The following is a 20,904-nucleotide window of genomic DNA, read 5'->3' on the forward strand; positions in this document are numbered from 1 at the left end:
GTCTAATTTACAACATTATTCCGAGAGTTGACCAATACAATGGTCAATATCTCTAATAAGTGCATTTATTTTGAGCTTCGTTTCTCGTTTATTTTCGTCACTACCAAGCATTGAATTGGCTATTTTGAGCGTATCATACTTTTCTACCCAAGATCCTAATTCTTCTTGTTGCTCTAAAAGCTTTTGTTGCTGCTGTTCTAATTGTTCTGAGAGTTTTGCGTTGGTCTGTTTTAAAACCTCTTGCTTATGTAAAATCTTACTGATTTTATTCTCTAATGCATCAACAATGTCTTCTATTTTACTCATTAAAGTAATTCAATACTATTTAAACAAAGTTAACATACCTAATCAAAAAACACAATTCTTTTACAATTATTTTTAATATGAATAATAGCCATAAAACTAAACCGTTAACTAAAATAATAATCTCTTAACGTTTGTATATCGCCATCAAATTAATATTTTAGCTACAATTGTCATTGTATGAAAAAAATTTTGCTCCTATTTCTTATATCTTGTTCTGTTTACTCCCAATCAGAATATCCTCAAGATTATTTTAGAAATCCATTAGATATTACGCTCGTACTTTCCGGTACATTTGCTGAGTTGCGTTCCTCTCATTTTCATGGTGGACTAGATATTAAAACCCAGCGAAAACAAGGTTTAAAAGTCTATACAGCAGCAAAGGGTTATGTCAGTAGAATTAAAGTTTCGCACTTTGGTTACGGAAAAGCAATTTATATTACGCATCCTAACGGTTATACAACTGTTTACGGTCATCTCCAAAAGTTTTCAAAACGCATAGAACAATACATTAAAGATTGCCAATACGAAAAAGAAAGCTTCGAAGTTGAAATGTTTCCCAATACCGAAGAATTGTTAGTAGAACCAAACGAAGTAATTGCATATTCTGGTAATACAGGTAGTTCAGGCGGACCGCATTTACATTTCGAAATAAGAGATAACCAAGAACGACCAATGAATCCAATGCTATTTGGCATAGATGTAAAAGACACCAAAGCACCATTTGTCTCTGCAGTATATGCCTATCCTAAAGATGAAAACGCCTTAATCAATGGCAAGAACGAACGTGTGCCATTGCGATTGATTCCTCAGAAAACTGGTGACTACGAAGTGGAAAAGATTACAGCCTATGGTAATATTGGATTTGGCATTACATCATACGATAAGCAAGATTTAGCACCAAATAATAATGGTGTTAGTAATATTCAGACGTTTTTTAATGGCAACAAAAGTTTAGAAATAGACTTTAAGCGATTTAGTTTCGATGAATCTAAGCATATCAAACGTTTAATTGATTATGAGTATTTTAAAAGTAAAAAATCAAGAATTCAGAAGTTATTCATTCAAAAAAATAATCCTTTAAGCTTATACAAAAATATCAATGATAATGGTTACATAAAGGTTGAAGACAGCACATCTTCGGTCTATAAGGTTAGAATAAGAGATTTTAAGGGTAACGAAACTTGGGTGACTATTCCTGTAAAAGGTAAATACAAAGTGATTAAAAAAGAAGCTCAAGGTGACGCATCAAACAAATCATTAATTTATAGTGATAAAACAACAACTTTAGAAGCTGAAAACGTTACTGTTAACTTTTACAGCAATACACTATACGATGATTCTTATATAGATTTCAAAGTGGTTTCTGATACTTTACATTTGCATGAAGACAAAATACCACTACAAAAGAATTTCTACATCAATTACGATTTAAGCAACTATAAATCAGAACATCGGGATAAAATTTATATTGCCAGACTTTATGGATATTATAAAAAGCCTTACTATGTTTCCACTAAACGAAAAGGCAATATTATAAGTGCTGGTAGCAAAGAGTTTGGAACATATGCATTAGCAATAGATACGATTGCACCAACTATAGAACCTATTAACTTTCAGGATAAGAAGTGGTTAAGTAAGTATCGCTACTTAAAAGTGAAAATTGAAGATGAATTAACTGGAATTAGCAAGTACAGAGCTACAGTAAATGGTAAGTGGATTTTAATGGAATACGATTATAAAACCAAAATGCTTACACACGATTTCAATGATAATATCGTTAGAGATACTAGGAATGAATTAAAAATAATTGTTACTGATAATGTTGGAAATAGCTCTACATTTGAAGCAACATTTTTTAGAAAATAAAACTAAACTATTTGAAACGCTTATATTTTATAGTTCTTTTGAGCTTACTTTTTAGTGTACTATCCTTCTCACAGTCTGCAATTATAAGAGGAGTTATTTTAGACGAAAGTAATAGTCCTATTAAAGATGTTAACATTAAAGCCAGCACTGGTGAAGGTACTGCCACCAATGATAACGGGTTTTATGAGCTGAAAATTCCTTTTGGAGTTGAAGTTACAGTAGTATTTACCCATATTTCTCATAAACAAATTGAACAGAAATTCAATTTGAAAAACGGCCAAGAATTAGAATACAATCCTGTAATGCTAGTTGAAGTAGAGCAAATTGCAACTGTTGTCATTAATACAAATACGAGGCAATCTGTCGATGGAGTTACTTCCATTTCTCCTGAGATGATTAGAACAATTAAAGGTGCACAACCTGGTGTTGAGAATATTTTAAAAACCCTACCTGGCGTAAATATTTCAAATGAATTGAGTACTCAATATTCTGTAAGAGGTGGTAATTTTGACGAAAACCTGGTCTATGTTAATGAAATTGAAGTCTATAGACCTTTTTTAATTCGTTCAGGTAATCAAGAAGGTTTGAGTTTTGTGAATACTGATTTAGTTCAGAATGTCGATTTTTCTGCTGGAGGTTTTCAAGCTAAATATGGAGATAAGTTATCTTCAGTTTTAGATATAGCTTATCGAAATCCTGTTGACTTTGGTATTAGAACAGATTTAAGTCTACTAGGAGGAAGTATTGCCGCAGAAACAGTTTCAAAAGATGGTAAATTTTCAGGCATAGCAGGTGTTCGTTACCGAGATAATAGTCTAATCTTGAATAATCTTGAAACGGAAGGCAATGTAGAACCTGTATTTGCAGATGCACAAACCTATTTAACCTATCGTTTTTCGAGTAAGTTTCATTTAAATTTTTTAGGAAATATTTCTCTAAATAAATATAATTTTCAACCAGAAGATAGAGACACTAAATTTGGAACATTACAAGATCCAATTTTATTGAGAGTCTTCTATAATGGCCAAGAAAAAGATCAATATCAAACCTATTTTGGCGCTTTTAAAGCGAATTACTTTGCCAATGATGATTTAACTCTAAAATTAATTGCTTCAGCTTATCACACAGTTGAGCAAGAATACTTTGACATATTTGCACAATATTTTTTAGGAGAGGTGGACACTAATATAGGTAGTGACAACTTTGGTGAAGCAACTTTTGTAGAAGGTATTGGTTCACAACTCACTCATGCACGTAACGACTTGGACGCTTTCATAGTCAATACAGAACATAGAGGTGACTATAAAATCGATGAGGAAAGTACGGTAGAATGGTCTGTAAAATACACACATGAAGATATTAGAGATCGACTTGTGGAATATGAAGTTATAGATTCAGCAGGATTTTCTATTCGTCCTCCAAATTTTAGTCAACCCAATCTTCAACCTTACGAACCTTTTGCTGGCCCATTAACTGCTTTTGAAAACATTAGAGCATTAAACAAAGTGCAAATAAATCGTTTACAAGCCTTTGCACAATACAGTAAACGCACAGAATGGAATAGTAATGAGGTTTTTTATAATATTGGTGTTAGAGCACATAGTTGGACAGTTAATGGTGACGATATTGAGAGTTCTTCGCAAACTGTATTTAGCCCAAGAGCACAATTCGCCATAAAACCAGATTGGGAAAAGGATATGCTATTTAGAGTTGCTGGTGGCTTATATTATCAACCTCCGTTTTATAGAGAGTTAAGAGATTCTTCTGGTGTTGTTCAACCTAATGTAAAAGCACAGAAATCGTTTCATATTGTCTTAGGAAATGAGTACAGCTTCGAGATTTGGGATAGACCATTTAAATTAGTAACCGAAGCGTATTACAAAGGTTTATCTGATGTAAATCCTTACACTCTAGAAAATGTTAGAATTCGATACAGAGCAGATAACAATGCCGTAGCTTATGCCTATGGGTTAGATATGCGCCTTAATGGAGAATTTGTACCAGGAACTGAATCTTGGTTTAGTTTTGGCTACCTTAAAACTGAAGAAAATATTGATGATCGTGGTTATATTTCTAGGCCAACAGACCAACGTTTAAAGTTTGGTGCCTTGTTTCAGGATTATGTGCCAAACATGCCAGATTTAAAGATGTATCTCAACTTAGTTTATAATACCGGAGTGCCAGGTGGTTCTCCTAGTTATGCAGACCCTTATCAATACCAAATACGATTGCGAGATTACAGGCGTGCAGATTTAGGTATCTCTTACGACTTGGTAAATCCTGAAAAAACATATAATTCGAATTGGAAAAAGTCCGTAAAAGCACTTTCCATAGGTTTTGAAATTTATAATATGTTTAATAACCAAAACTCTATTACCAATACATGGGTTAGAGATGTTTATACCAAAAGACAATTTGCCATTCCTAATTTTTTAACACCTCGTGTTTTTAATGTGAGGTTGTCGGCTAGATTTTAAAATTATATTTTTCTAAGAATTAACAAATTCAATTAAAACCGAAATTACATAGTCTAATTCCTCTTTAGTATTAAAAATACTAAATGAAAAGCGTACTGAAGGTTTTCTTAAACTATTATCGTCTAGTATCGCAGTAAGCACATGAGAATTCTGTGAACTCCCACTCTGACAGGCACTCCCTTTAGAACAGGCAATCCCCTTTAGATCGAGTTGAAACTGTAACATAGGAGCTTTTTCAGGTGCAATTGGTAAGCATATATTTACTAATGTGTAAGTGCTATTTGCAACAATCTCGCAACCTCCATTAAAACTTGCATTTGGGATATGTTTTTTTATTTGTTGAATGAAATATGTTTTTAAATCTGATACATATTCCTTTTCAGCATCAAGATTTTTATACGCCATTGTTAAGGCTTTATCCATACCTACTATATTATGTATAGATTCTGTACCTGCTCTGTAACCTCTCTCCTGCTCACCACCAAAAATCAAAGGTTTTAATCCAGATTCTTTTCTTATAAAACAAAAACCAACACCTTTCGGTCCATGAAATTTGTGCGCACTAGCCGCCAAAAAATCAATAGAAATCTCTTTTAAATCTATTTTATAATGCCCAACAGACTGCACAGCATCCGTATGAAACAATGCATCATGATTTTTACACAACCTAGCAACACGTTCAATATCTAAAATATTACCAATTTCATTATTAATGTGCATTAAGCTTACAACTGCCTTTTTAGAAGATTGCAAAAGCTGCTCTAAATGTTCGTAATTGATCAAACCACAATCACCTAAGTCCACAAATTTTAGTTCAATATCGTATTCCTTTTGCAATTGTTCTGCAGTATGTAAAACCGCATGATGTTCAATTTTAGAGGTGATGATTTCTGTAACCCCTAAATCTCTAACAACACTTCGCAACGCCAAATTATCTGCCTCGGTTCCACCAGATGTAAAAATAATTTCAGCTGCAGATACATTAAAATGAGCTGCTATATTTTTTCGGCATTGTTCTAAAAGTGCCTTTGATGAACGTCCAAAACTATGTGTTGATGAAGCATTTCCGTAGCTTTCTTGTAGTACTTGCGTCATTCGCTCAACGACTTCTGATCGCAATGCTGTCGTTGCTGCATTATCTAGATATACCTCTTTCATGTTGCAAAAATATTGTAAATAAAATTATTTAGTTAATGGAGCGTTATAATTTTACAAATCGTTTATTTTTGTTCAAAATTGAAGCTATGATACGTCGTTTTTCTTTACTCTTTTGTGTACTCTTTATGGTGGCTTGTGATGATGGTGATATTATGACTGTTGATTTAGATTTTGGCCAAGATTTAGAGAGATGTACTAACTTTGAAGATTCTTATTTAGTTTTTGATACGCGCAATGATCCTAATGAAGCTCTTATTTTAATTTTTCCGAGGAGTGAAACAAATGATGGGCTATTTAATAGTCCAACACCAATTGATGAGCCTGAAGTATTAACTATTGACATGAATAATGTTCGATTTATTTATAGAACCTATAACAGATCCGTAAATGCTACTGATATTTGTGCAATTGTATCGCCTGGAGATTTAAGTATTGTTGAAGACTATGAGGCAGATAGCGGAACTGTTGATGTTACAGTGACCATAGTAGATGATGACAATGATCTTATTCCAAGCGAACACGAATACGGTCCAGGAGGTATAGCCAACCCTCAAGACTCAGATCTTGACGGAATTCCGGATTATCTTGACCAAGATGATGATAATGATAATATAAAGACGATTAATGAGCTAGATGATGACAATTTAGATGGAGATAACAATCCATTCACGACGCCATTAGACACGGATAACGATGGAATTGCAAATTATCTTGATACTGATGATGATGGTGATGGTATTTTAACACGATTGGAAGATGAGGATGGTGATATGAATCCTATAAACGATACCAGTGATAATAACGGGGTTTCAATTGCACATTATCTCAATAATTTTGAGACCATCGATTATGGTGATCCTGGTCTAACTGATGACAACCAATATACAAGAACGGTTACGACTCATTTTCTGGTAAAAGATATAGATGTAGAAATTCTAAGAGCAACTGAAGTAGACCTTGGTACATTAATCACCACAATAACAGATTATCAACCAGAAAACTAAGGCTCAATATTCTGAAAAATCCTAACCTCAGTGGCACCTAAACCATAGGTTTTATAATCTGCATCGTAAAACTTTATATTGTTATAACGACCAAATAAGGTTTCTAATTCTTGACGAAGCACTCCTTCTCCTACTCCATGAATAAACACAACTTTAGGGATTCGCTTTCTTATGGCAAACTCTAATTGTCCTCTTGCAGTGTCTAATTGCAAATTTAGCATATCGTAATTGGTCATGCCTTTTGTAGATTCCGTGAGATGATGGATATGTAAGTCGACTTCAAACTTTGGAGCATGCCGCTCTTTTGGCTTTACTGATGGTGTAGTTTTTCGTTTTTTCGTTTCCTTCTCTTTTTTTACGGCTTCAATATCCGAGTTATAAATAGCATTATCAATTACAGACTCATTAGAAGAAAGCATGAGTTCATGAGCTTCAAACTGAAACTCAAATCCGTCATTATCCTCAATAGTAATGGTATTTCCTGAGATCCTCGTTACAACTCCAGTAATATTATCATCTATAGTTTCAACAGTATTACCAAGCTTAATCTTCATCTTCTGACTTAATAAAAGTTTCCTCCTCGTCCTTATCGTGTTTGCTTGGAATATTTCGAGAAGTTCTATAAATTCCAAACATTAGCATTACAATGCCTCCCATTAATAAATAGGTGTTTTGCTTTGTTTCAGCTTGTGCATATATGGCAATTACGCCACCAGCAAGGATACATATAAAATTTATAAGCCTAGAAATATTCATAGTATAGAATTGAAATACAATACAAAAATACGGTTTACAATAATTTAGGGATGATATTATAAAAGTATTTAGCAAATTCTTAATTTAGCAATATGGGATTACTCATTAAAGGACTTGAGGACTATATGCTTCCTTGCATTAACAAAAAGTATTTTGGCTTTGAATGCATGGGTTGTGGACTTCAAAGATCCGTTGTGCTACTCATAAAAGGTCAGTTTGCAGATGCTTTTTTAATGTATCCTGCGGTTTATACCATAATTGCACTTTTCGGTTTTTTAATAGTCAATCATTTCAAGAATTTTAAATCTGGCAATAAAATTATTATTATCTTGGCATTGCTGAATGTGTTTACCATCATAAGCAGTTATTTACTTAAACTTTATCTAAAATAAAACAACCATGGAACAACAAAAATTACCTAATGCAACCACATCTATAGTACTAGGAAGTATCTCTTTTATTTGCTGCTGCTTTAGTGCTGGTATTGGAGGTATCATACTATCTGGTATTGCACTTTTCTTAGCTAAAAAAGATGAAAACTTGTATGCTCAACAACCAGATTTATATAGCAATTTTAGTCAAATTAAAACAGCAAAAATTATTGCTATAATCGGATTGGTTATAGCTGCTCTAACTCTTATTTGGTCTATATATTCAATTTATTCAGTAGGCGGATGGGAAGCTTATATGGAACAGCAAAAGGAAGTTTACAGACAAATGGGTATTGAAATAGAATAACATTTCAAACCTTGAATAAACAAAAAGCGATTTTCTTAATTGAAAATCGCTTTTTTTTGTAATTATCTTTGAGCTTGCTTCTAAGCTTCAAACTCTTTTAATGTTTTAATTATAATTGAGACACAATCTAATAATTGTTCTTCAGTCATTACTAAAGGAGGAGCAAAACGGATAATATTTCCGTGTGTTGGTTTTGCAAGCAATCCATTATCTCTTAGTCGTAAACAAATATTCCATGCCGTATCACTATCTTCGTCATCATCGATTAGAATTGCATTAAGTAAGCCTCTACCTCTTACAAGATTGACTATATTACTCGTTTTTATAAACTTATTCATTTCCGCTCTAAAAAGCTTACCAAGATAATCTGCATTCTCCGCCAATTTTTCATCTTTAACTACTTCTAAAGCAGCAATTGCCACTGCTGCAGCAATTGGGTTTCCACCAAATGTACTTCCGTGGTTTCCTGGCTGAATAACGTTCATAATATCATTATTAGCCATTACTGCAGATACAGGATATAATCCGCCACTTAAAGCTTTTCCAAGGATTAATACATCTGGCTTCACATCTGGTATACCAGAACAGTTTTTATCTGCACAATCACAATTACCACAAGTCGCTAACAAACGTCCTGTGCGTGCAATACCTGTTTGCACTTCGTCAGCAATAAATAATACATTATACTTTTCACATAAAGCTTTTGCTTCTCTCAAATAGTTTTCACTAGGTACATAAACACCTGCTTCACCTTGTATTGGTTCTACTAAGAAACCTGCAACATTTGGATTTGAACTTAATACATCTTCAAGAGCTTGTAAATTGTCATACTCTATTTTTATGAATCCATCTGTATAAGGACCAAAGTTTTTGCGAGCTACAGGGTCGTTAGAAAACGATATGATTGTAGTTGTTCTGCCATGAAAATTGTTTTCACAAACAATGATTTCAGCTTTATTTAAGTCAATACCTTTTACTTCGTAAGCCCATTTTCTACAAAGCTTTAAAGCAGTTTCTACAGCTTCTGCACCAGAGTTCATAGGTAGCATCTTATCGAACTTAAAAAATTCGGTAGCATATTTTTCATAACGTCCGAGCATATCGTTATAAAATGCTCGAGACGTCAAGGTTAAACGTTGTGCTTGTTCCGTCATTGCATTGACGATCTTTGGATGGCAATGTCCCTGATTTAATGAAGAGTATGCCGATAAAAAGTCGTAATACTTTTTACCTTCTACGTCCCAAACGTAAACACCGTCTCCTTTACTTAATACTACTGGTAATGGATGGTAATTTTGAGCTCCATACTTGTTTTCTAGTGCCATCGCTTCTTGCGATGAAATGTGGTCTAAAACAGCCATTTTAATTTGTTTTAAAGGTTACTATCCATAAAAATGGATATATAAAATGTCCATTCCTTATCTACCTTTATCCTTTCGAAGCGTACGAAAATTCAGCGTGGGAAAGAAATCATCCCTAAGAGATACGCAAATTACTAAATATAAACGTGAATTAAAACTTACTCAGACAATTTACTCGATAATGACGATACCTGTAACTCTAGTCGTTTTATCTCCCTAATGACAGCTTTCTTATCCATTTGCATCCATGAAAACAACTTTAACATCATGGATCCCATCAAGCTCACAGTTCCAAGAACTCCCCATTTAATTAAATCATTTGTAGCTTCAACTCTAAAAAATTGAATGGCACAATAAATAAAGAACCCAAAAAAGATGACCTGTACAATACTCATCATAATAACAATCCAACTATTCTTACCTGAAAAGAGTCCAGATATCATTTGGAAAAGATTTTGTTCTTCTAAATTATCATAAAACTTAGCCTCTTCCTGAGTTAGTGTTTCCTTTATTAATTGGTCTATGTCTTCCATATTAGTTTTCATAATCTTTATTTTTTAATGTTCTTTTTAATTTCTCTCTCGCATGAAACAACCTTGACTTAGCCGTTCCTACAGATATTTGTAATAAATCACTTATTTGCTTTAGGCTATAGGTTTCTATATAAAAAAGCCTAATTACTATTTTTTGATTGTTTGGCAATTCATTTACTGCTTTTAATAGTGACAGTTTTAACTGTTCATTTTCAGAATATTTAGTATCTCTACTTTCAATTTCCACATCATAACTAACTGTATTTTTTTTATTTTTTGATTGTAAGCGTAACCAATCAGTTGATTTATTACATACAATTCTATAAGCCCAATATTTAAATTGTTTTGGTTCTTGAAGTTGATTTATTTTATTGATAATAATCGTCCAACTATCTTGAGCTATATCCTTAGCCACATCTTTGTCCTTAACCAACCAATAGGCTTTATCACAAAATAATTTATGCCATCGCTTTACCAAAGCGGCCAGTGCTTTTTTGTCACCGGCTTTATAAGCTTCAACTAGTTTCACATCTATGCTTTGGTCGGTTTTCAATTAAACATGTTTAGTTTGAAAGGATTGTCTTTTATAAGCTTCTCTCAAAAGCTTAACCCAGAAATTATATTTAGTTTCCTTTTTAGTTGTTGAGAAATAATTTTCAACTTTATCAAAAGCATCTTCAATTAAAGCATCATGAAGCCAACGAATTACAAATACCCATAATAGGGTTGCTTTAAAAGATAATTTGGCATTTATTTCATGACGTAGTTCTGTGCTTTGATCATTTATTGCTGTTACTTTAAACTCATGAATACCATTAAAGCCATCTGGTTTTGAAAACTGAAATTTAATATGTTCACCTTCTTTAAATTCAATAATAGAGTAACGTACAATTCCATGACCTCCCTTACTTCCAACATGCAATCCATTTTTAAAACGTATGGCAGGCCAATTTTCATATGGCCAAACTAAATCGTTTTGAGTCGCTAATGTGTTAATCAACTGAGACACTTGTTCTTTAGGTTGATTAATAGTACGCTTATGTATATTTACAGCATTCATCTGCTAGTATCTATTTAAATATTAGTGTTAGATGGAACATTCAAAAAGTAGAGATAACATATAATTATACTTTATGTAATCAATGTTTCATACCCTAAAGACGTAAAAATATAAATAGGTTCAATTATTTTAATTATTTCTATAAATATAGTCTAATACTAATACTGATTTTGTAAGATTTTAAAACATTAATGTGTCTTTTTAAATAATATGGTGTCTTAACTGTATACAATATTAATTAATCAACATATTAACCATGAACTATTTAACTCAATTATTTGACAAATTCACAGCATCATTTGGTGAGAGCCTCTCTGGTGTTATTGCTGCAGTACTAATATTAATTATCGGCTGGTTTGTAGCCGGTTTCATTAAACGAATGACTACAAAACTCATTAAAAAAACTGGTGTCGATGATAAACTAAAAAATGCATCAATAAAGATATCTTCATTTGTGGGTAAATTACTTTATTTCCTAGTAATGATATTCGTTTTTATGCTCGCCTTAGGAAAACTTGGTTTAACCGATGTTTTAGACCCTATCAAAAACTTACTAAACGGATTTACTAATTATATTCCGAACATTATTGGAGCTGGCTTAGTTGCATATATTGGATATATGTTAGCAACAATTGTATCTGAACTTGTAGAATTATCTGGTGATACAATTCAAAAGTTGACTCCAAAACTTAAGCTACCAGAAAATATTAATCTTGTAAAGATTCTTAAAAAGGTGGTTTTCATTTTTGTCTTTATCCCATTATTAATTTCTGCATTTCATATTTTAGATATGAAAGCTATATCTGAACCTGCAACGACTATGCTTAGTTCGTTTTTTGAGGCTATACCTAGAATTTTAGTTGCAACTATCATAATTCTAATATTTGTTTTTGTTGGACGATTTGTAGCGCAGCTCTTAAAAGAATTATTACAAAGTCTTAATATCGACGGCTTAGTGGCAAAAATGAATATGTCAGAATATGTTGGCACTAAAAGTATAGCAAGTCTAATTTCTAATATCGCTTATGCTCTTATTATTGTTTTCGGAATGCTTACTGCTTTTGAAAAACTAGAGTTTACACAGCTTACAGAAATCATTGATACCGTATTAGCGTATGCAGGTAAAATTTTATTTGGAATAGTTATAATTGGTATTGGTTTAATTATCTCAAATCTATTTACTAAAGCCTTAAATAGTAAAAACAATCCGTTTGTTGTATCTATAGTTAAAATTAGCATTATAGCTATTTTCTTAGCAATCGGCTTACGTTCTATGGGAATAGCAGATGAAATTGTCAACCTCGCTTTCGGTATAACTCTTAGCACTGTTTCATTAACAGTGGTATTATCTTTCGGTTTAGGCGGTCGCGAAGCCGCAGGAAAACAAATGGGAAAAATCTTAGACAAGTTTAATAAGAACTAATACTTTTTAACCCTTAATTTTATTAAAAGCTGCTTAATTTTATAAGTAGCTTTTTTTATGCAATAATTACATTAAATATAGCATGAGAATTTTACTAAAATGCAACTATATTTGCATTCTAATTTTTCATAAATGCCAAGACGAGAACGCAACCAATTTGTAAAACGAGGACAAATCATAGATATCTTAATAGAAGACTATGCATTTGGTGGTAAAGGTATCGGTCGCATTCGTAACGAACATGGCGAATTTGTGGTGTTTGTACCTAACACATTGCCAGGACAATTGGTGAAAGCTCAGATAAAAAAATCGAGTAAGAAATATGCTGAAGGTAAACTCTTTGAGGTCTTAAAACCATCGGAAGATGAAGTAGATGTGCCTTATCAAGATATCCCTGGCGCTCCATACATACAATTACCCATTGAAAAACAACACCAATATAAAAAACAGAGCACTTTAGAGTTATTCAAACGTATTGGTAAAGTAACTGATATTGAAACTAAGTTTGATGAATTTGTTAGCTCGCCTAACACATTCCATTACAGAAATAAAATGGAATACGGTTTCTCTGCGATTGGTTACGATCGCCAGTTAAAAACCGACGTCGATGAATTTACCTTAGGTTTTAAAAAGCGTGGCACTTGGTGGTGCGGCGATAATCTAAATAGAGATTCTGGTTTATTTGATGCTGAATTTGAAAATCACCTTAAAGACATTAGAGTTTATTGTGAAGCTACTGGTTTAGCTCCTTGGCATGCACCAAGAAAAGAAGGGTTCTTTAGATATTTTGTAGTTCGTAAATCTTATAAAACAAATAAGCTTTTATTCAATTTAGTCACAACATCTCATGATTTACCAGAATTTGATTTAAATAAATTTGCGAATTATTTAGTCGAATTGTTTGGTAATCGTGTTGCAGGATTATTGCATACCATAAATGATGAAATTGGTGATAGAACTATTGCCACATCAGGCAGTATTTCTCTAGTCTATGGTGATGATAAAATTGTTGAAGAACTATTAGGTTTGAATTTTGAAATCAGCATGAAAAGCTTCTTTCAAACCAATCCAAAATGTGCTGAAAAATTGTATTCTAAAGTGGTTGATTACGCTTTAGAGAATAAAGAAGCTATAGACAACACTATAGTTTTAGATTTATTTTGTGGTACTGGTACTATAGGACAAATCATCGCAAGTAAAGCAAATAACACTAAAATTGTAGGTGTAGACATTGTAGCCTCTGCTATTGAGGATGCCAAAGAAAATGCCAAACGAAATAATATAAAAGGTTTAGAATTTTATGCGGCTGATGTTGGAAAATTTCTAACTGAACACCCAGAATTCACCAATAAAATAAGAACCATTATTTTAGATCCTGCAAGAGCTGGCATAGCGCCAAAAACTCTTAAAAAAATAATAAACCTAAATGCAGAACGTTTGGTTTATGTATCTTGTAATCCTGCTACACAAGCAAGAGATACAGAGCAATTGATGGAAGCTGGCTACGAGATAAAAAAACTAAGTTTGGTAGATCAATTTCCGCATACTGCACATATAGAAACAGTTGTTTTGTTTGAGAAATATTAGATCTGTTTATTTGTTGATTAGTTTATGAATAAAGTAAATATAATAAGAACTATTGTCACTGTTATACTAAGTTTAGTAATATTAACAACATTACAAAACTGTGAGCGAGACGATATCTGTGCTGAAAGTACACCTACTACTCCGCGTTTATTAATTGAGTTCTACGATGCTACTAGTCCAGACGATTTAAAAAATGTACCTAGACTCACAATATATGGAGAAGGCTTACTTAATGAACCACCACAAGGCAGTTCTGACGAAACTATTGTATATAATTCTAATACCAGTTCTGCCGAGTTACCCTTAATAATAGACGCTGAAGAAGAAACTGTAACACGCTATATTTTAGAACAAGATACTAACTTACGATTAGATGAAGATACTACTACAGATTCTAATATAGACATTATAGAAATCAACTATACCACTAAATTTGTCTATGTTTCTAGAGCCTGCGGATATAAAAGTATTTTTAATGAATTACGAGTCGTAAGAGAAAATGATACAGATAACTGGATAAGTAATATAGAAATCGTAGAAACAATAATAGAAAATGAAAACACAGTACATGTTCGCATCTTTCATTAGAAGCGTAATTATTTTACTGTTGTTTTCTGCAATAGTAAATGCCCAAGAAGACGAGAAAAAAACCATTAAAGACACCTTAATCTACAAACAAAAGTATGGATTACGATTAGGTGCTGACATGAGTAAACTGGCCCGTTCTTTTTTTGAAGATGATTATACAGGTTTTGAACTTATGGGAGATTATCGTCTAACCAAAACCATGTATTTAGCTGGTGAAATTGGTAATGAGGAACGCACTATTGAAAATGAAGTTTTAAACAATACCACTAAAGGAAGTTACTTTAAGGGTGGCATAGACCTAAATCTCTATAAAAACTGGTTAGACATGGAAAACATGATCTATACAGGCTTTAGAGTTGGTGCAAGTTCATTTAGTCAAACGCGAAATAGCTACAAAATTTATGACATTAATAATCAATACTGGGGAAATGATTTATTCTCGGTTGAAGATGGTGAGGAGTTTAGTGGTTTAACAGCAATTTGGATAGAACTACAAATCGGATTAAAAGCAGAACTTTTCAATAATTTCTTTGCAGGCATTAATGTACAGCTCAAAGGTTTAATCACAGAAACTGAACTTAATAACTACGAAAATATTTATATCCCAGGATTCAACAGAACCTATGATAGTGGGCGTATTGGAGCTGGTTACGGTTTTAATCTGTCTTATTTAGTCCCTATTTTTAAGAAGGATAAAATTGTAGTTCAAGAGAAGGAAGTTGAAGAATAATCTTGTGGTTAATAAACCAATAAACAACTAAGCCATTTTTTTACTATCTTTTCTTTATCAATAAATCAAACATGGATAAAGAGGCTATAGTAGATTTAATAGAAGAAAAAAATTCTGAATTAATATCTTGGTTAGAAAAACATCCTGATGAATCTTGGACGTCAGGCCCAGAAGGCAAATGGACAACTGGTCAACAAGCTTTACACCTACTTCAGAGCATAAAACCGCTTAACAATGCGTTAAGCATGCCAAAGTATTTATTGCGTTTCAAATTTGGAAAAGCCAATAGACCTGTTAGAGATTATGATGCTATTGTAAAACGCTACCAAGAACGTTTGCAAGATGCAAAAGGTAAAACTTTTAAAGGTTCTCAAAACATGAAAGTGCCAACTTTAGCTGATAAAAACTACATTTTAAACCGTCTACAAACCGAGAGCAAAAAACTACAATACAAGACTAAAAAAATCAGTGATAAGAATTTAGACACAGTAATTTTACCACATCCACTAATGGGAAAAATGCCTGTTCGTGAAATTATTATGTGGACTGCGCATCATGTTGAGCATCATGCTAAGACTTTGAAAGAGAAATATTGACATGCTGAATTTATTTCAGCATCTCATGTTCAAAAAGTAAGTAAGATTCTGAAACATGTTGAGAGTGACAACAAATTACCAACTCAACGAATCAACGACTAAACAGTTTTTAAATATCCCAAAACATTACCCTCAATCCGACTCTGAATATCCTTAACATCAGCCTTTATAAAAGTATCACCTGTAATATTCTCATAAAGTTCAATATAGCGCTCACTTACAGTTTCTATATACTCATCACTCATATAAGGTACTGATTGTCCCTCTAAACCTTGAAAGTTATTTGCTATTAACCATTGTCTCACAAACTCTTTTGACAATTGCTTTTGAGCCTCTCCTCTGTCTTGACGTTCTTGGTAACCATCTGCATAGAAATAACGTGACGAGTCTGGTGTGTGGATTTCATCAATCAATACAATTTTCCCGTCCTTGGTTTTCCCAAATTCGTATTTGGTATCTACTAAAATTAAGCCACGTTCAGCAGCGATTTCTGTACCTCTTTGAAACAACTTTCTAGTATAATCTTCAAGTATTATGTAGTCTTCTTCAGAAACGATGCCTTTAGCCAGTATGTCTTCTCGAGAAATATCCTCATCATGGTCTCCCATTTCTGCCTTAGTAGCAGGAGTTATTATTGCTTGAGGGAACTTATCGTTTTCTTTCATACCTTCTGGCATTGCCACTCCACAAAGTATTCGCTTACCTGCTTTATACTCTCGTGCTGCATGACCAGACATATAACCACGAATTACCATTTCAACTTTAAAGGGTTCGCATAAATGGCCTACTGCTACATTTGGATCTGGAGTCGCTAATAACCAATTTGGCACCAAGTCTTCAGTCTCTTTCATCATCTTAGTCGCAATCTGATTTAAGATTTGGCCTTTATAAGGAATCCCTTTAGGCATTACAACATCAAAAGCACTCAAACGATCTGTAGCGACCATAACTAATTGCTCATCATTGATATTATAAACTTCTCTAACCTTTCCTTTGTAAACACTTTTCTGACCAGGAAAATTAAAATTGGTATCTATTATAGTGTTACTCATACTTAATCTCTATTTTCAATACTCTTGTAAGCTGAAATGACCTTCTTAACTAATTTATGACGAATGACATCCTTATCATCTAGATAAATCATTCCGATTCCATCAATATTCTTTAAGACCAAAAGTGCTTCTTTTAATCCTGAAATGGTACGTCTTGGTAAATCTACCTGACCAGGATCACCTGTGAGTAAGAACTTTGCGTTTTTACCCATTCGAGTTAAAAACATCTTCATCTGCGCATGTGTTGTATTCTGCCCTTCATCTAATATAACAAATGCATTATCTAAGGTACGTCCACGCATAAATGCCAATGGAGCTATTTGTATCACACCTTTTTCGATGTAGCTTTCTAACTTCTCAGCAGGAATCATATCACGCAGAGCATCATACAATGGTTGCATATATGGATCTAACTTCTCTTTTAAATCGCCAGGTAAGAAACCGAGATTCTCACCAGCTTCAACTGCAGGGCGTGTTAAAATAATTCGTTTAACTTCCTTACTCTTTAAAGCCTGTACTGCTAGAGCTACTCCTGTATAGGTCTTTCCTGTTCCCGCTGGACCAATTGCAAACACCATATCATTTTTACGAACACTCTCCACCAATTTACGCTGATTTGCAGTTTGAGCTTTTATCAATTTACCTCCAACACCATGCACAATAACTTCACCACTTTTAGCGGACGTATTATAATCATCACTGCTATTACTTGTGAGTACACGCTCAATAACATTTTCATCTAGCTTATTGTACTTTCCGAAATGCTTCATCAACATGGTCATTCTATGATCAAATTCTTCAAGTAAATCTTCATCACCATAAGCCTTTAGTTTATTGCCTCTAGCTACAATTTTAAGTTTTGGAAAATATTTTTTTAGAAGTTCAATATTAGCATTTTGTGGACCGAAGAATTCTTTTGGAGTTATTTCTTCAAGTTCTAGGATAAGTTCGTTCAAAAGCCTGCTTTTTTTTAGTTAACACCAAATAAACACTAAAATAACCCATATAATCTGCTTCTATTGCCCTTATATTTCATTACAAAATAAAACCATAGCTATGCTATGCTTGGATTTTACAATTTATCTAAAGACAATATATTTCAAATTATTTATGTATCATTTTAAAATTTATTTGATGTGTTAATCTGTTTTCTTTTCTTAGTTTTGTATACATACAAAGCTAGCAATTTTACAACCATAATTCTTAAAAAAATATCAACAATCAATCCATGGCAATTATCACTTTAACGACTGATTTTGGAGAAAAGGATCACTTTGCCGGAGCTATAAAAGGAGCTGTTTACAGCGAACTTGAGGATATTAGAATTGTAGATATTTCGCATTCGGTGTCTCCATTCAATATTTCTGAAGCGGCATATATTATTCAAAATGCGTATAGTAGTTTTCCAAAAGGAACTATTCATATTATAGGAATTGACTCTGAGTTAAGTCCTGAAAATAAGCACATTGCAGTTAAGTTAGACGATCATTACTTTATATGCGCAAATAATGGAATAATGAGTATGATTTGTGCGGAAATTGCTCCTGAAAAGATTGTGGAGATTAACATACACGACAAAGTCGAAACCAGTTTTCCTTCATTAGATGTTTTTGTAAAAGTAGCTTGCCATATTGCTAGAGGAGGTACTTTGGAGATTATAGGAAAAGTTATTAACACCATAAAACCAATTAAAAATTTAATACCGTTTGTTAATGACGAGCAAAACCAGATTATTGGTACTGTTATTTATATAGATAATTATGGTAATGTGGTAACAAACATTAGACGTAAGTTTTTTGAAAATGTGCAAAAGACTAGAGCCTACGACATATCGGCTCGTAGTCATAAGTTTCAAAAAATATATAACAAGTATAGCGATATCATAGACTTTAACATTGATGAATCTAAACGTAATGATGAAGGTAAAGGTTTAGTCGTTTTTAATTCTTCAGAATATCTAGAAATTGCTGTTTACAAAAGTAATTGCACAACAGTGGGTGGCGCCTCTACTTTAATGGGTTTAAAGACGATGGATACTGTGACTATCAATTTTTCAAAAAAATAGAGTCATGGGAAATGATGAAAGAGATTCCTATTTAACTCCGAATAAAATGTTAGTAAGAATTGTAAAAATGAGTTTTGAACCGTCTAAGATTGAAGAATTCTTAGCTAATTTTGAAGCAAATAAAACAAAGATTCGCAATTTTGAAGGCTGTAACTTTTTAGAATTGTATCGCGACCAGAACAATACCAATATCTTTTTTACGCATAGTTATTGGGATTCTGAAAACGATTTGAATAATTACAGACACTCAGAGTTGTTTAAAAGTGTTTGGGCAAAAACTAAACCTCTGTTTAATGCAAAACCTGAAGCTTGGAGTGTGGATAAATTGGAGAGTTTAGAATAACGAATTGAAAAACATCCGTTACTAAATCAAAAAACGCAAAGTTGAATACTTAATTAAAAAATGAATCAAATATTATTGACTGTAGTATTATCGATTTTCACAATATCAAACGGTATTGCTTGTTCGTGTATTACTATTAATGAATCTCTTTCAAAGAAGATAACAAAATCATTCAATCAATCAGATTTCATTTTAACTGGAAAAGTAATTTCTAGACAAGCAAAAAGAAGTAGTCGTCAATATCAATCTTCTTTTGATCCAATCATTTATAAGTTTGAAATAAAAACTATTATAAAAGGAAATATAAAAACACGTTATGTAGAAATTGCATCTCCAATTGATGGTGCGAGTTGTGGATATAGTTTTGAAGTGGGCAAATTCTATTTAGTTTACGGAAGAGTATCTGACCAATTTTCGTCTATAACAGAAAATGAAACAGATTTAGTTACTGGGCTTTGTAATAGAAATCGAAAATTAAGAAAAGTCAAAAAGAGAGAATTGAGAAAGTTAAAAAGGCTTTCTAAAAGATAACATTTAAATGCTAGCAATCCTAAAAAAAGAAATAAACACCTTCTTCGCCTCACCAATTGGCTATCTTGTCATTGGTGTATTTTTATTACTTAACGGGCTCTTTTTATGGGTTTTTAAAGGTGAATTCAATATTTTAGACAATGGTATAGCGAGCTTATCATCGTTCTTTTTATTGGCACCTTGGATTCTTATATTTCTTGTACCAGCAGTGACTATGCGTAGTTTTAGTGATGAAAAAAAACAAGGTACTTTGGAATTATTAGTCACAAAGCCAATATCTCATTTTCAGATTGTATTAGGAAAATATTTTGGCGCTTTTGTCCTTATTATAATGGCTCTAATTCCCACCCTATTATATGTTTATACAGTATCACAATTAGGAAACCCAGAAGGAAATTTGGATATGGGAAGTACTATTGGTTCTTATTTTGGGTTGTTGTTTTTGGTTGCAGCATATACAGCAGTTGGAGTGTTTGCGTCTACCCTTTCTGATAATCAGATCGTGGCATTTATTATTGCAGTATTTATCTGTTTCTTTTTGTATTTCGGTTTCGAAGGTTTATCGAACTACAATGTTTTTGGTGACCTATTTTATATGGAAAATCTGGGTATGGCTGCTCATTATAATAGTATGAGTCGTGGTGTTATAGACACTAGAGATTTAGTTTATTTTATAAGTATAACTCTGGCCTTTTTAGTATTCACTAAACTTAGAATTCAAAAACAATAA

The 20,904-nt window shown here is 32.8% G+C and carries 24 protein-coding genes; 14 read left to right on the forward strand and 10 right to left on the reverse strand.

Annotated features, from left to right (window positions below; genetic code table 11):
• Window positions 1-15 precede the first annotated feature (15 nt).
• Window positions 16-306, reverse strand: a complete 291-nt coding sequence (locus SJY34_RS06180; RefSeq protein ID WP_299124738.1) for a hypothetical protein — start codon at window positions 304-306, stop codon at window positions 16-18.
• A gap of 177 nt (window positions 307-483) precedes the next feature.
• Between SJY34_RS06180 and SJY34_RS06185 the strand changes: the two genes are divergently transcribed.
• On the forward strand, window positions 484-2,172 hold the full coding sequence (locus SJY34_RS06185) for a M23 family metallopeptidase (RefSeq protein ID WP_400080108.1): 1,689 nt from the start codon (window positions 484-486) through the stop codon (window positions 2,170-2,172).
• 11 nt (window positions 2,173-2,183) lie between these two features.
• On the forward strand, window positions 2,184-4,649 hold the full coding sequence (locus tag SJY34_RS06190) for a carboxypeptidase-like regulatory domain-containing protein (protein WP_400080110.1): 2,466 nt from the start codon (window positions 2,184-2,186) through the stop codon (window positions 4,647-4,649).
• Between the two features lie 12 nt (window positions 4,650-4,661).
• Here SJY34_RS06190 and SJY34_RS06195 read toward each other — a convergent pair whose 3' ends face one another.
• Window positions 4,662-5,807: a cysteine desulfurase family protein gene (locus SJY34_RS06195; RefSeq protein ID WP_400080113.1), complete on the reverse strand. Its 1,146-nt coding sequence runs from the start codon at window positions 5,805-5,807 to the stop codon at window positions 4,662-4,664.
• Between the two features lie 35 nt (window positions 5,808-5,842).
• Between SJY34_RS06195 and SJY34_RS06200 the strand changes: the two genes are divergently transcribed.
• Entirely contained in the window at window positions 5,843-6,811 is a 969-nt protein-coding gene (locus SJY34_RS06200; RefSeq protein WP_400080116.1) for a hypothetical protein, read from the forward strand.
• Here SJY34_RS06200 and SJY34_RS06205 read toward each other — a convergent pair.
• Together SJY34_RS06205 and SJY34_RS06210 are read right to left on the reverse strand one after the other, a co-directional pair.
• Complete coding sequence (locus SJY34_RS06205; RefSeq protein ID WP_400080119.1) at window positions 6,808-7,365, reverse strand: Smr/MutS family protein; 558 nt, start codon at window positions 7,363-7,365, stop codon at window positions 6,808-6,810. The two genes, SJY34_RS06200 and SJY34_RS06205, sit on opposite strands and share 4 nt — an antisense overlap.
• Window positions 7,355-7,567: a hypothetical protein gene (locus SJY34_RS06210; protein ID WP_400080122.1), complete on the reverse strand. Its 213-nt coding sequence runs from the start codon at window positions 7,565-7,567 to the stop codon at window positions 7,355-7,357. Before SJY34_RS06210 ends, SJY34_RS06205 begins: the two co-directional genes overlap by 11 nt.
• Window positions 7,568-7,659: 92 nt before the next feature.
• Here SJY34_RS06210 and SJY34_RS06215 point away from each other — a divergent pair, with 92 nt between their 5' ends.
• Both SJY34_RS06215 and SJY34_RS06220 read left to right on the forward strand, forming a co-directional pair.
• The gene (locus SJY34_RS06215) at window positions 7,660-7,959 is read left to right on the forward strand and encodes a DUF2752 domain-containing protein (RefSeq protein ID WP_400080124.1); all 300 of its coding nucleotides are present in this window, start codon (window positions 7,660-7,662) and stop codon (window positions 7,957-7,959) included.
• Between the two features lie 7 nt (window positions 7,960-7,966).
• Complete coding sequence (locus tag SJY34_RS06220) at window positions 7,967-8,305, forward strand: CCC motif membrane protein (protein WP_400080126.1); 339 nt, start codon at window positions 7,967-7,969, stop codon at window positions 8,303-8,305.
• A gap of 80 nt (window positions 8,306-8,385) precedes the next feature.
• Here SJY34_RS06220 and rocD read toward each other — a convergent pair whose 3' ends face one another.
• The 4 genes from rocD to SJY34_RS06240 form a co-directional block, all read right to left on the reverse strand.
• The gene (gene rocD / locus SJY34_RS06225) at window positions 8,386-9,666 is read right to left on the reverse strand and encodes an ornithine--oxo-acid transaminase (protein WP_400080128.1); all 1,281 of its coding nucleotides are present in this window, start codon (window positions 9,664-9,666) and stop codon (window positions 8,386-8,388) included.
• Window positions 9,667-9,824: 158 nt separating this feature from the next.
• Window positions 9,825-10,211 carry a DUF6768 family protein gene (locus tag SJY34_RS06230; RefSeq protein ID WP_400080131.1) on the reverse strand — a complete coding sequence of 129 codons (387 nt, stop codon included), beginning with the start codon at window positions 10,209-10,211 and terminating at the stop codon, window positions 9,825-9,827.
• On the reverse strand, window positions 10,201-10,752 hold the full coding sequence (locus SJY34_RS06235) for an RNA polymerase sigma factor (RefSeq protein ID WP_400080132.1): 552 nt from the start codon (window positions 10,750-10,752) through the stop codon (window positions 10,201-10,203). The genes SJY34_RS06230 and SJY34_RS06235 overlap by 11 nt, the downstream gene beginning before the upstream one ends.
• A complete protein-coding gene (locus SJY34_RS06240) occupies window positions 10,753-11,259 on the reverse strand; it encodes a hypothetical protein (protein ID WP_400080135.1) in 507 nt (168 codons plus the stop codon).
• Between the two features lie 256 nt (window positions 11,260-11,515).
• Between SJY34_RS06240 and SJY34_RS06245 the strand changes: the two genes are divergently transcribed.
• The 5 genes from SJY34_RS06245 (at window position 11,516) to SJY34_RS06265 (ending at window position 16,183) form a co-directional block, all read left to right on the forward strand.
• The gene (locus tag SJY34_RS06245; RefSeq protein WP_400080138.1) at window positions 11,516-12,682 is read left to right on the forward strand and encodes a mechanosensitive ion channel; all 1,167 of its coding nucleotides are present in this window, start codon (window positions 11,516-11,518) and stop codon (window positions 12,680-12,682) included.
• A gap of 132 nt (window positions 12,683-12,814) precedes the next feature.
• Window positions 12,815-14,269, forward strand: a complete 1,455-nt coding sequence (gene rlmD / locus SJY34_RS06250) for a 23S rRNA (uracil(1939)-C(5))-methyltransferase RlmD (protein WP_400080141.1) — start codon at window positions 12,815-12,817, stop codon at window positions 14,267-14,269.
• Between the two features lie 24 nt (window positions 14,270-14,293).
• Window positions 14,294-14,857 carry a DUF6452 family protein gene (locus tag SJY34_RS06255; protein ID WP_400080143.1) on the forward strand — a complete coding sequence of 188 codons (564 nt, stop codon included), beginning with the start codon at window positions 14,294-14,296 and terminating at the stop codon, window positions 14,855-14,857.
• Complete coding sequence (locus SJY34_RS06260; protein WP_400080146.1) at window positions 14,823-15,587, forward strand: DUF6048 family protein; 765 nt, start codon at window positions 14,823-14,825, stop codon at window positions 15,585-15,587. Before SJY34_RS06255 ends, SJY34_RS06260 begins: the two co-directional genes overlap by 35 nt.
• A 71-nt stretch (window positions 15,588-15,658) precedes the next feature.
• Window positions 15,659-16,183, forward strand: coding sequence for a DinB family protein (locus SJY34_RS06265; RefSeq protein ID WP_400080149.1), 525 nt, complete (start codon window positions 15,659-15,661; stop codon window positions 16,181-16,183).
• A gap of 98 nt (window positions 16,184-16,281) precedes the next feature.
• On the opposite strand, the gene SJY34_RS06270 is transcribed toward SJY34_RS06265, so the two are convergent.
• Window positions 16,282-17,235, reverse strand: coding sequence for a phosphoribosylaminoimidazolesuccinocarboxamide synthase (locus SJY34_RS06270; RefSeq protein WP_400080152.1), 954 nt, complete (start codon window positions 17,233-17,235; stop codon window positions 16,282-16,284).
• Window positions 17,236-17,237: 2 nt separating this feature from the next.
• Window positions 17,238-18,191: a PhoH family protein gene (locus tag SJY34_RS06275; RefSeq protein WP_400080154.1), complete on the reverse strand. Its 954-nt coding sequence runs from the start codon at window positions 18,189-18,191 to the stop codon at window positions 17,238-17,240.
• Between the two features lie 272 nt (window positions 18,192-18,463).
• Between SJY34_RS06275 and SJY34_RS06280 the strand changes: the two genes are divergently transcribed.
• The 4 genes from SJY34_RS06280 to gldF are packed head-to-tail and all read left to right on the forward strand — an operon-like array spanning window position 18,464 to window position 20,904.
• Window positions 18,464-19,300: an S-adenosyl-l-methionine hydroxide adenosyltransferase family protein gene (locus SJY34_RS06280; RefSeq protein WP_400080156.1), complete on the forward strand. Its 837-nt coding sequence runs from the start codon at window positions 18,464-18,466 to the stop codon at window positions 19,298-19,300.
• A 46-nt stretch (window positions 19,301-19,346) separates the two neighbouring features.
• A complete protein-coding gene (locus SJY34_RS06285; protein WP_400081342.1) occupies window positions 19,347-19,643 on the forward strand; it encodes a putative quinol monooxygenase in 297 nt (98 codons plus the stop codon).
• 60 nt (window positions 19,644-19,703) lie between these two features.
• Window positions 19,704-20,174, forward strand: coding sequence for a hypothetical protein (locus SJY34_RS06290; RefSeq protein ID WP_400080159.1), 471 nt, complete (start codon window positions 19,704-19,706; stop codon window positions 20,172-20,174).
• Window positions 20,175-20,181: 7 nt separating this feature from the next.
• Window positions 20,182-20,904: a gliding motility-associated ABC transporter permease subunit GldF gene (gene gldF / locus SJY34_RS06295; RefSeq protein WP_400080161.1), complete on the forward strand. Its 723-nt coding sequence runs from the start codon at window positions 20,182-20,184 to the stop codon at window positions 20,902-20,904.

It is taken from the genome of Winogradskyella sp. R77965 (assembly GCF_044594915.1).
In the GTDB taxonomy this organism is placed as follows: domain Bacteria; phylum Bacteroidota; class Bacteroidia; order Flavobacteriales; family Flavobacteriaceae; genus Winogradskyella.

What these genes read in the sequence shown, in the direction of transcription:
- SJY34_RS06180 (WP_299124738.1), bottom strand. Translation starts at nt 306, where the DNA reads ATGAGTAAAATAGAAGACATTGTTGATGCATTAGAGAATAAAATCAGT.
- SJY34_RS06185 (WP_400080108.1), top strand. Translation starts at nt 484, where the DNA reads ATGAAAAAAATTTTGCTCCTATTTCTTATATCTTGTTCTGTTTACTCC.
- SJY34_RS06195 (WP_400080113.1), bottom strand. Translation starts at nt 5,807, where the DNA reads ATGAAAGAGGTATATCTAGATAATGCAGCAACGACAGCATTGCGATCA.
- SJY34_RS06200 (WP_400080116.1), top strand. Translation starts at nt 5,843, where the DNA reads ATGGAGCGTTATAATTTTACAAATCGTTTATTTTTGTTCAAAATTGAA.
- SJY34_RS06205 (WP_400080119.1), bottom strand. Translation starts at nt 7,365, where the DNA reads ATGAAGATTAAGCTTGGTAATACTGTTGAAACTATAGATGATAATATT.
- SJY34_RS06210 (WP_400080122.1), bottom strand. Translation starts at nt 7,567, where the DNA reads ATGAATATTTCTAGGCTTATAAATTTTATATGTATCCTTGCTGGTGGC.
- SJY34_RS06215 (WP_400080124.1), top strand. Translation starts at nt 7,660, where the DNA reads ATGGGATTACTCATTAAAGGACTTGAGGACTATATGCTTCCTTGCATT.
- SJY34_RS06220 (WP_400080126.1), top strand. Translation starts at nt 7,967, where the DNA reads ATGGAACAACAAAAATTACCTAATGCAACCACATCTATAGTACTAGGA.
- rocD (WP_400080128.1), bottom strand. Translation starts at nt 9,666, where the DNA reads ATGGCTGTTTTAGACCACATTTCATCGCAAGAAGCGATGGCACTAGAA.
- SJY34_RS06230 (WP_400080131.1), bottom strand. Translation starts at nt 10,211, where the DNA reads ATGAAAACTAATATGGAAGACATAGACCAATTAATAAAGGAAACACTA.
- SJY34_RS06240 (WP_400080135.1), bottom strand. Translation starts at nt 11,259, where the DNA reads ATGAATGCTGTAAATATACATAAGCGTACTATTAATCAACCTAAAGAA.
- SJY34_RS06245 (WP_400080138.1), top strand. Translation starts at nt 11,516, where the DNA reads ATGAACTATTTAACTCAATTATTTGACAAATTCACAGCATCATTTGGT.
- rlmD (WP_400080141.1), top strand. Translation starts at nt 12,815, where the DNA reads ATGCCAAGACGAGAACGCAACCAATTTGTAAAACGAGGACAAATCATA.
- SJY34_RS06255 (WP_400080143.1), top strand. Translation starts at nt 14,294, where the DNA reads ATGAATAAAGTAAATATAATAAGAACTATTGTCACTGTTATACTAAGT.
- SJY34_RS06260 (WP_400080146.1), top strand. Translation starts at nt 14,823, where the DNA reads ATGAAAACACAGTACATGTTCGCATCTTTCATTAGAAGCGTAATTATT.
- SJY34_RS06265 (WP_400080149.1), top strand. Translation starts at nt 15,659, where the DNA reads ATGGATAAAGAGGCTATAGTAGATTTAATAGAAGAAAAAAATTCTGAA.
- SJY34_RS06270 (WP_400080152.1), bottom strand. Translation starts at nt 17,235, where the DNA reads ATGAGTAACACTATAATAGATACCAATTTTAATTTTCCTGGTCAGAAA.
- SJY34_RS06280 (WP_400080156.1), top strand. Translation starts at nt 18,464, where the DNA reads ATGGCAATTATCACTTTAACGACTGATTTTGGAGAAAAGGATCACTTT.
- SJY34_RS06285 (WP_400081342.1), top strand. Translation starts at nt 19,347, where the DNA reads ATGTTAGTAAGAATTGTAAAAATGAGTTTTGAACCGTCTAAGATTGAA.
- SJY34_RS06290 (WP_400080159.1), top strand. Translation starts at nt 19,704, where the DNA reads ATGAATCAAATATTATTGACTGTAGTATTATCGATTTTCACAATATCA.
- gldF (WP_400080161.1), top strand. Translation starts at nt 20,182, where the DNA reads ATGCTAGCAATCCTAAAAAAAGAAATAAACACCTTCTTCGCCTCACCA.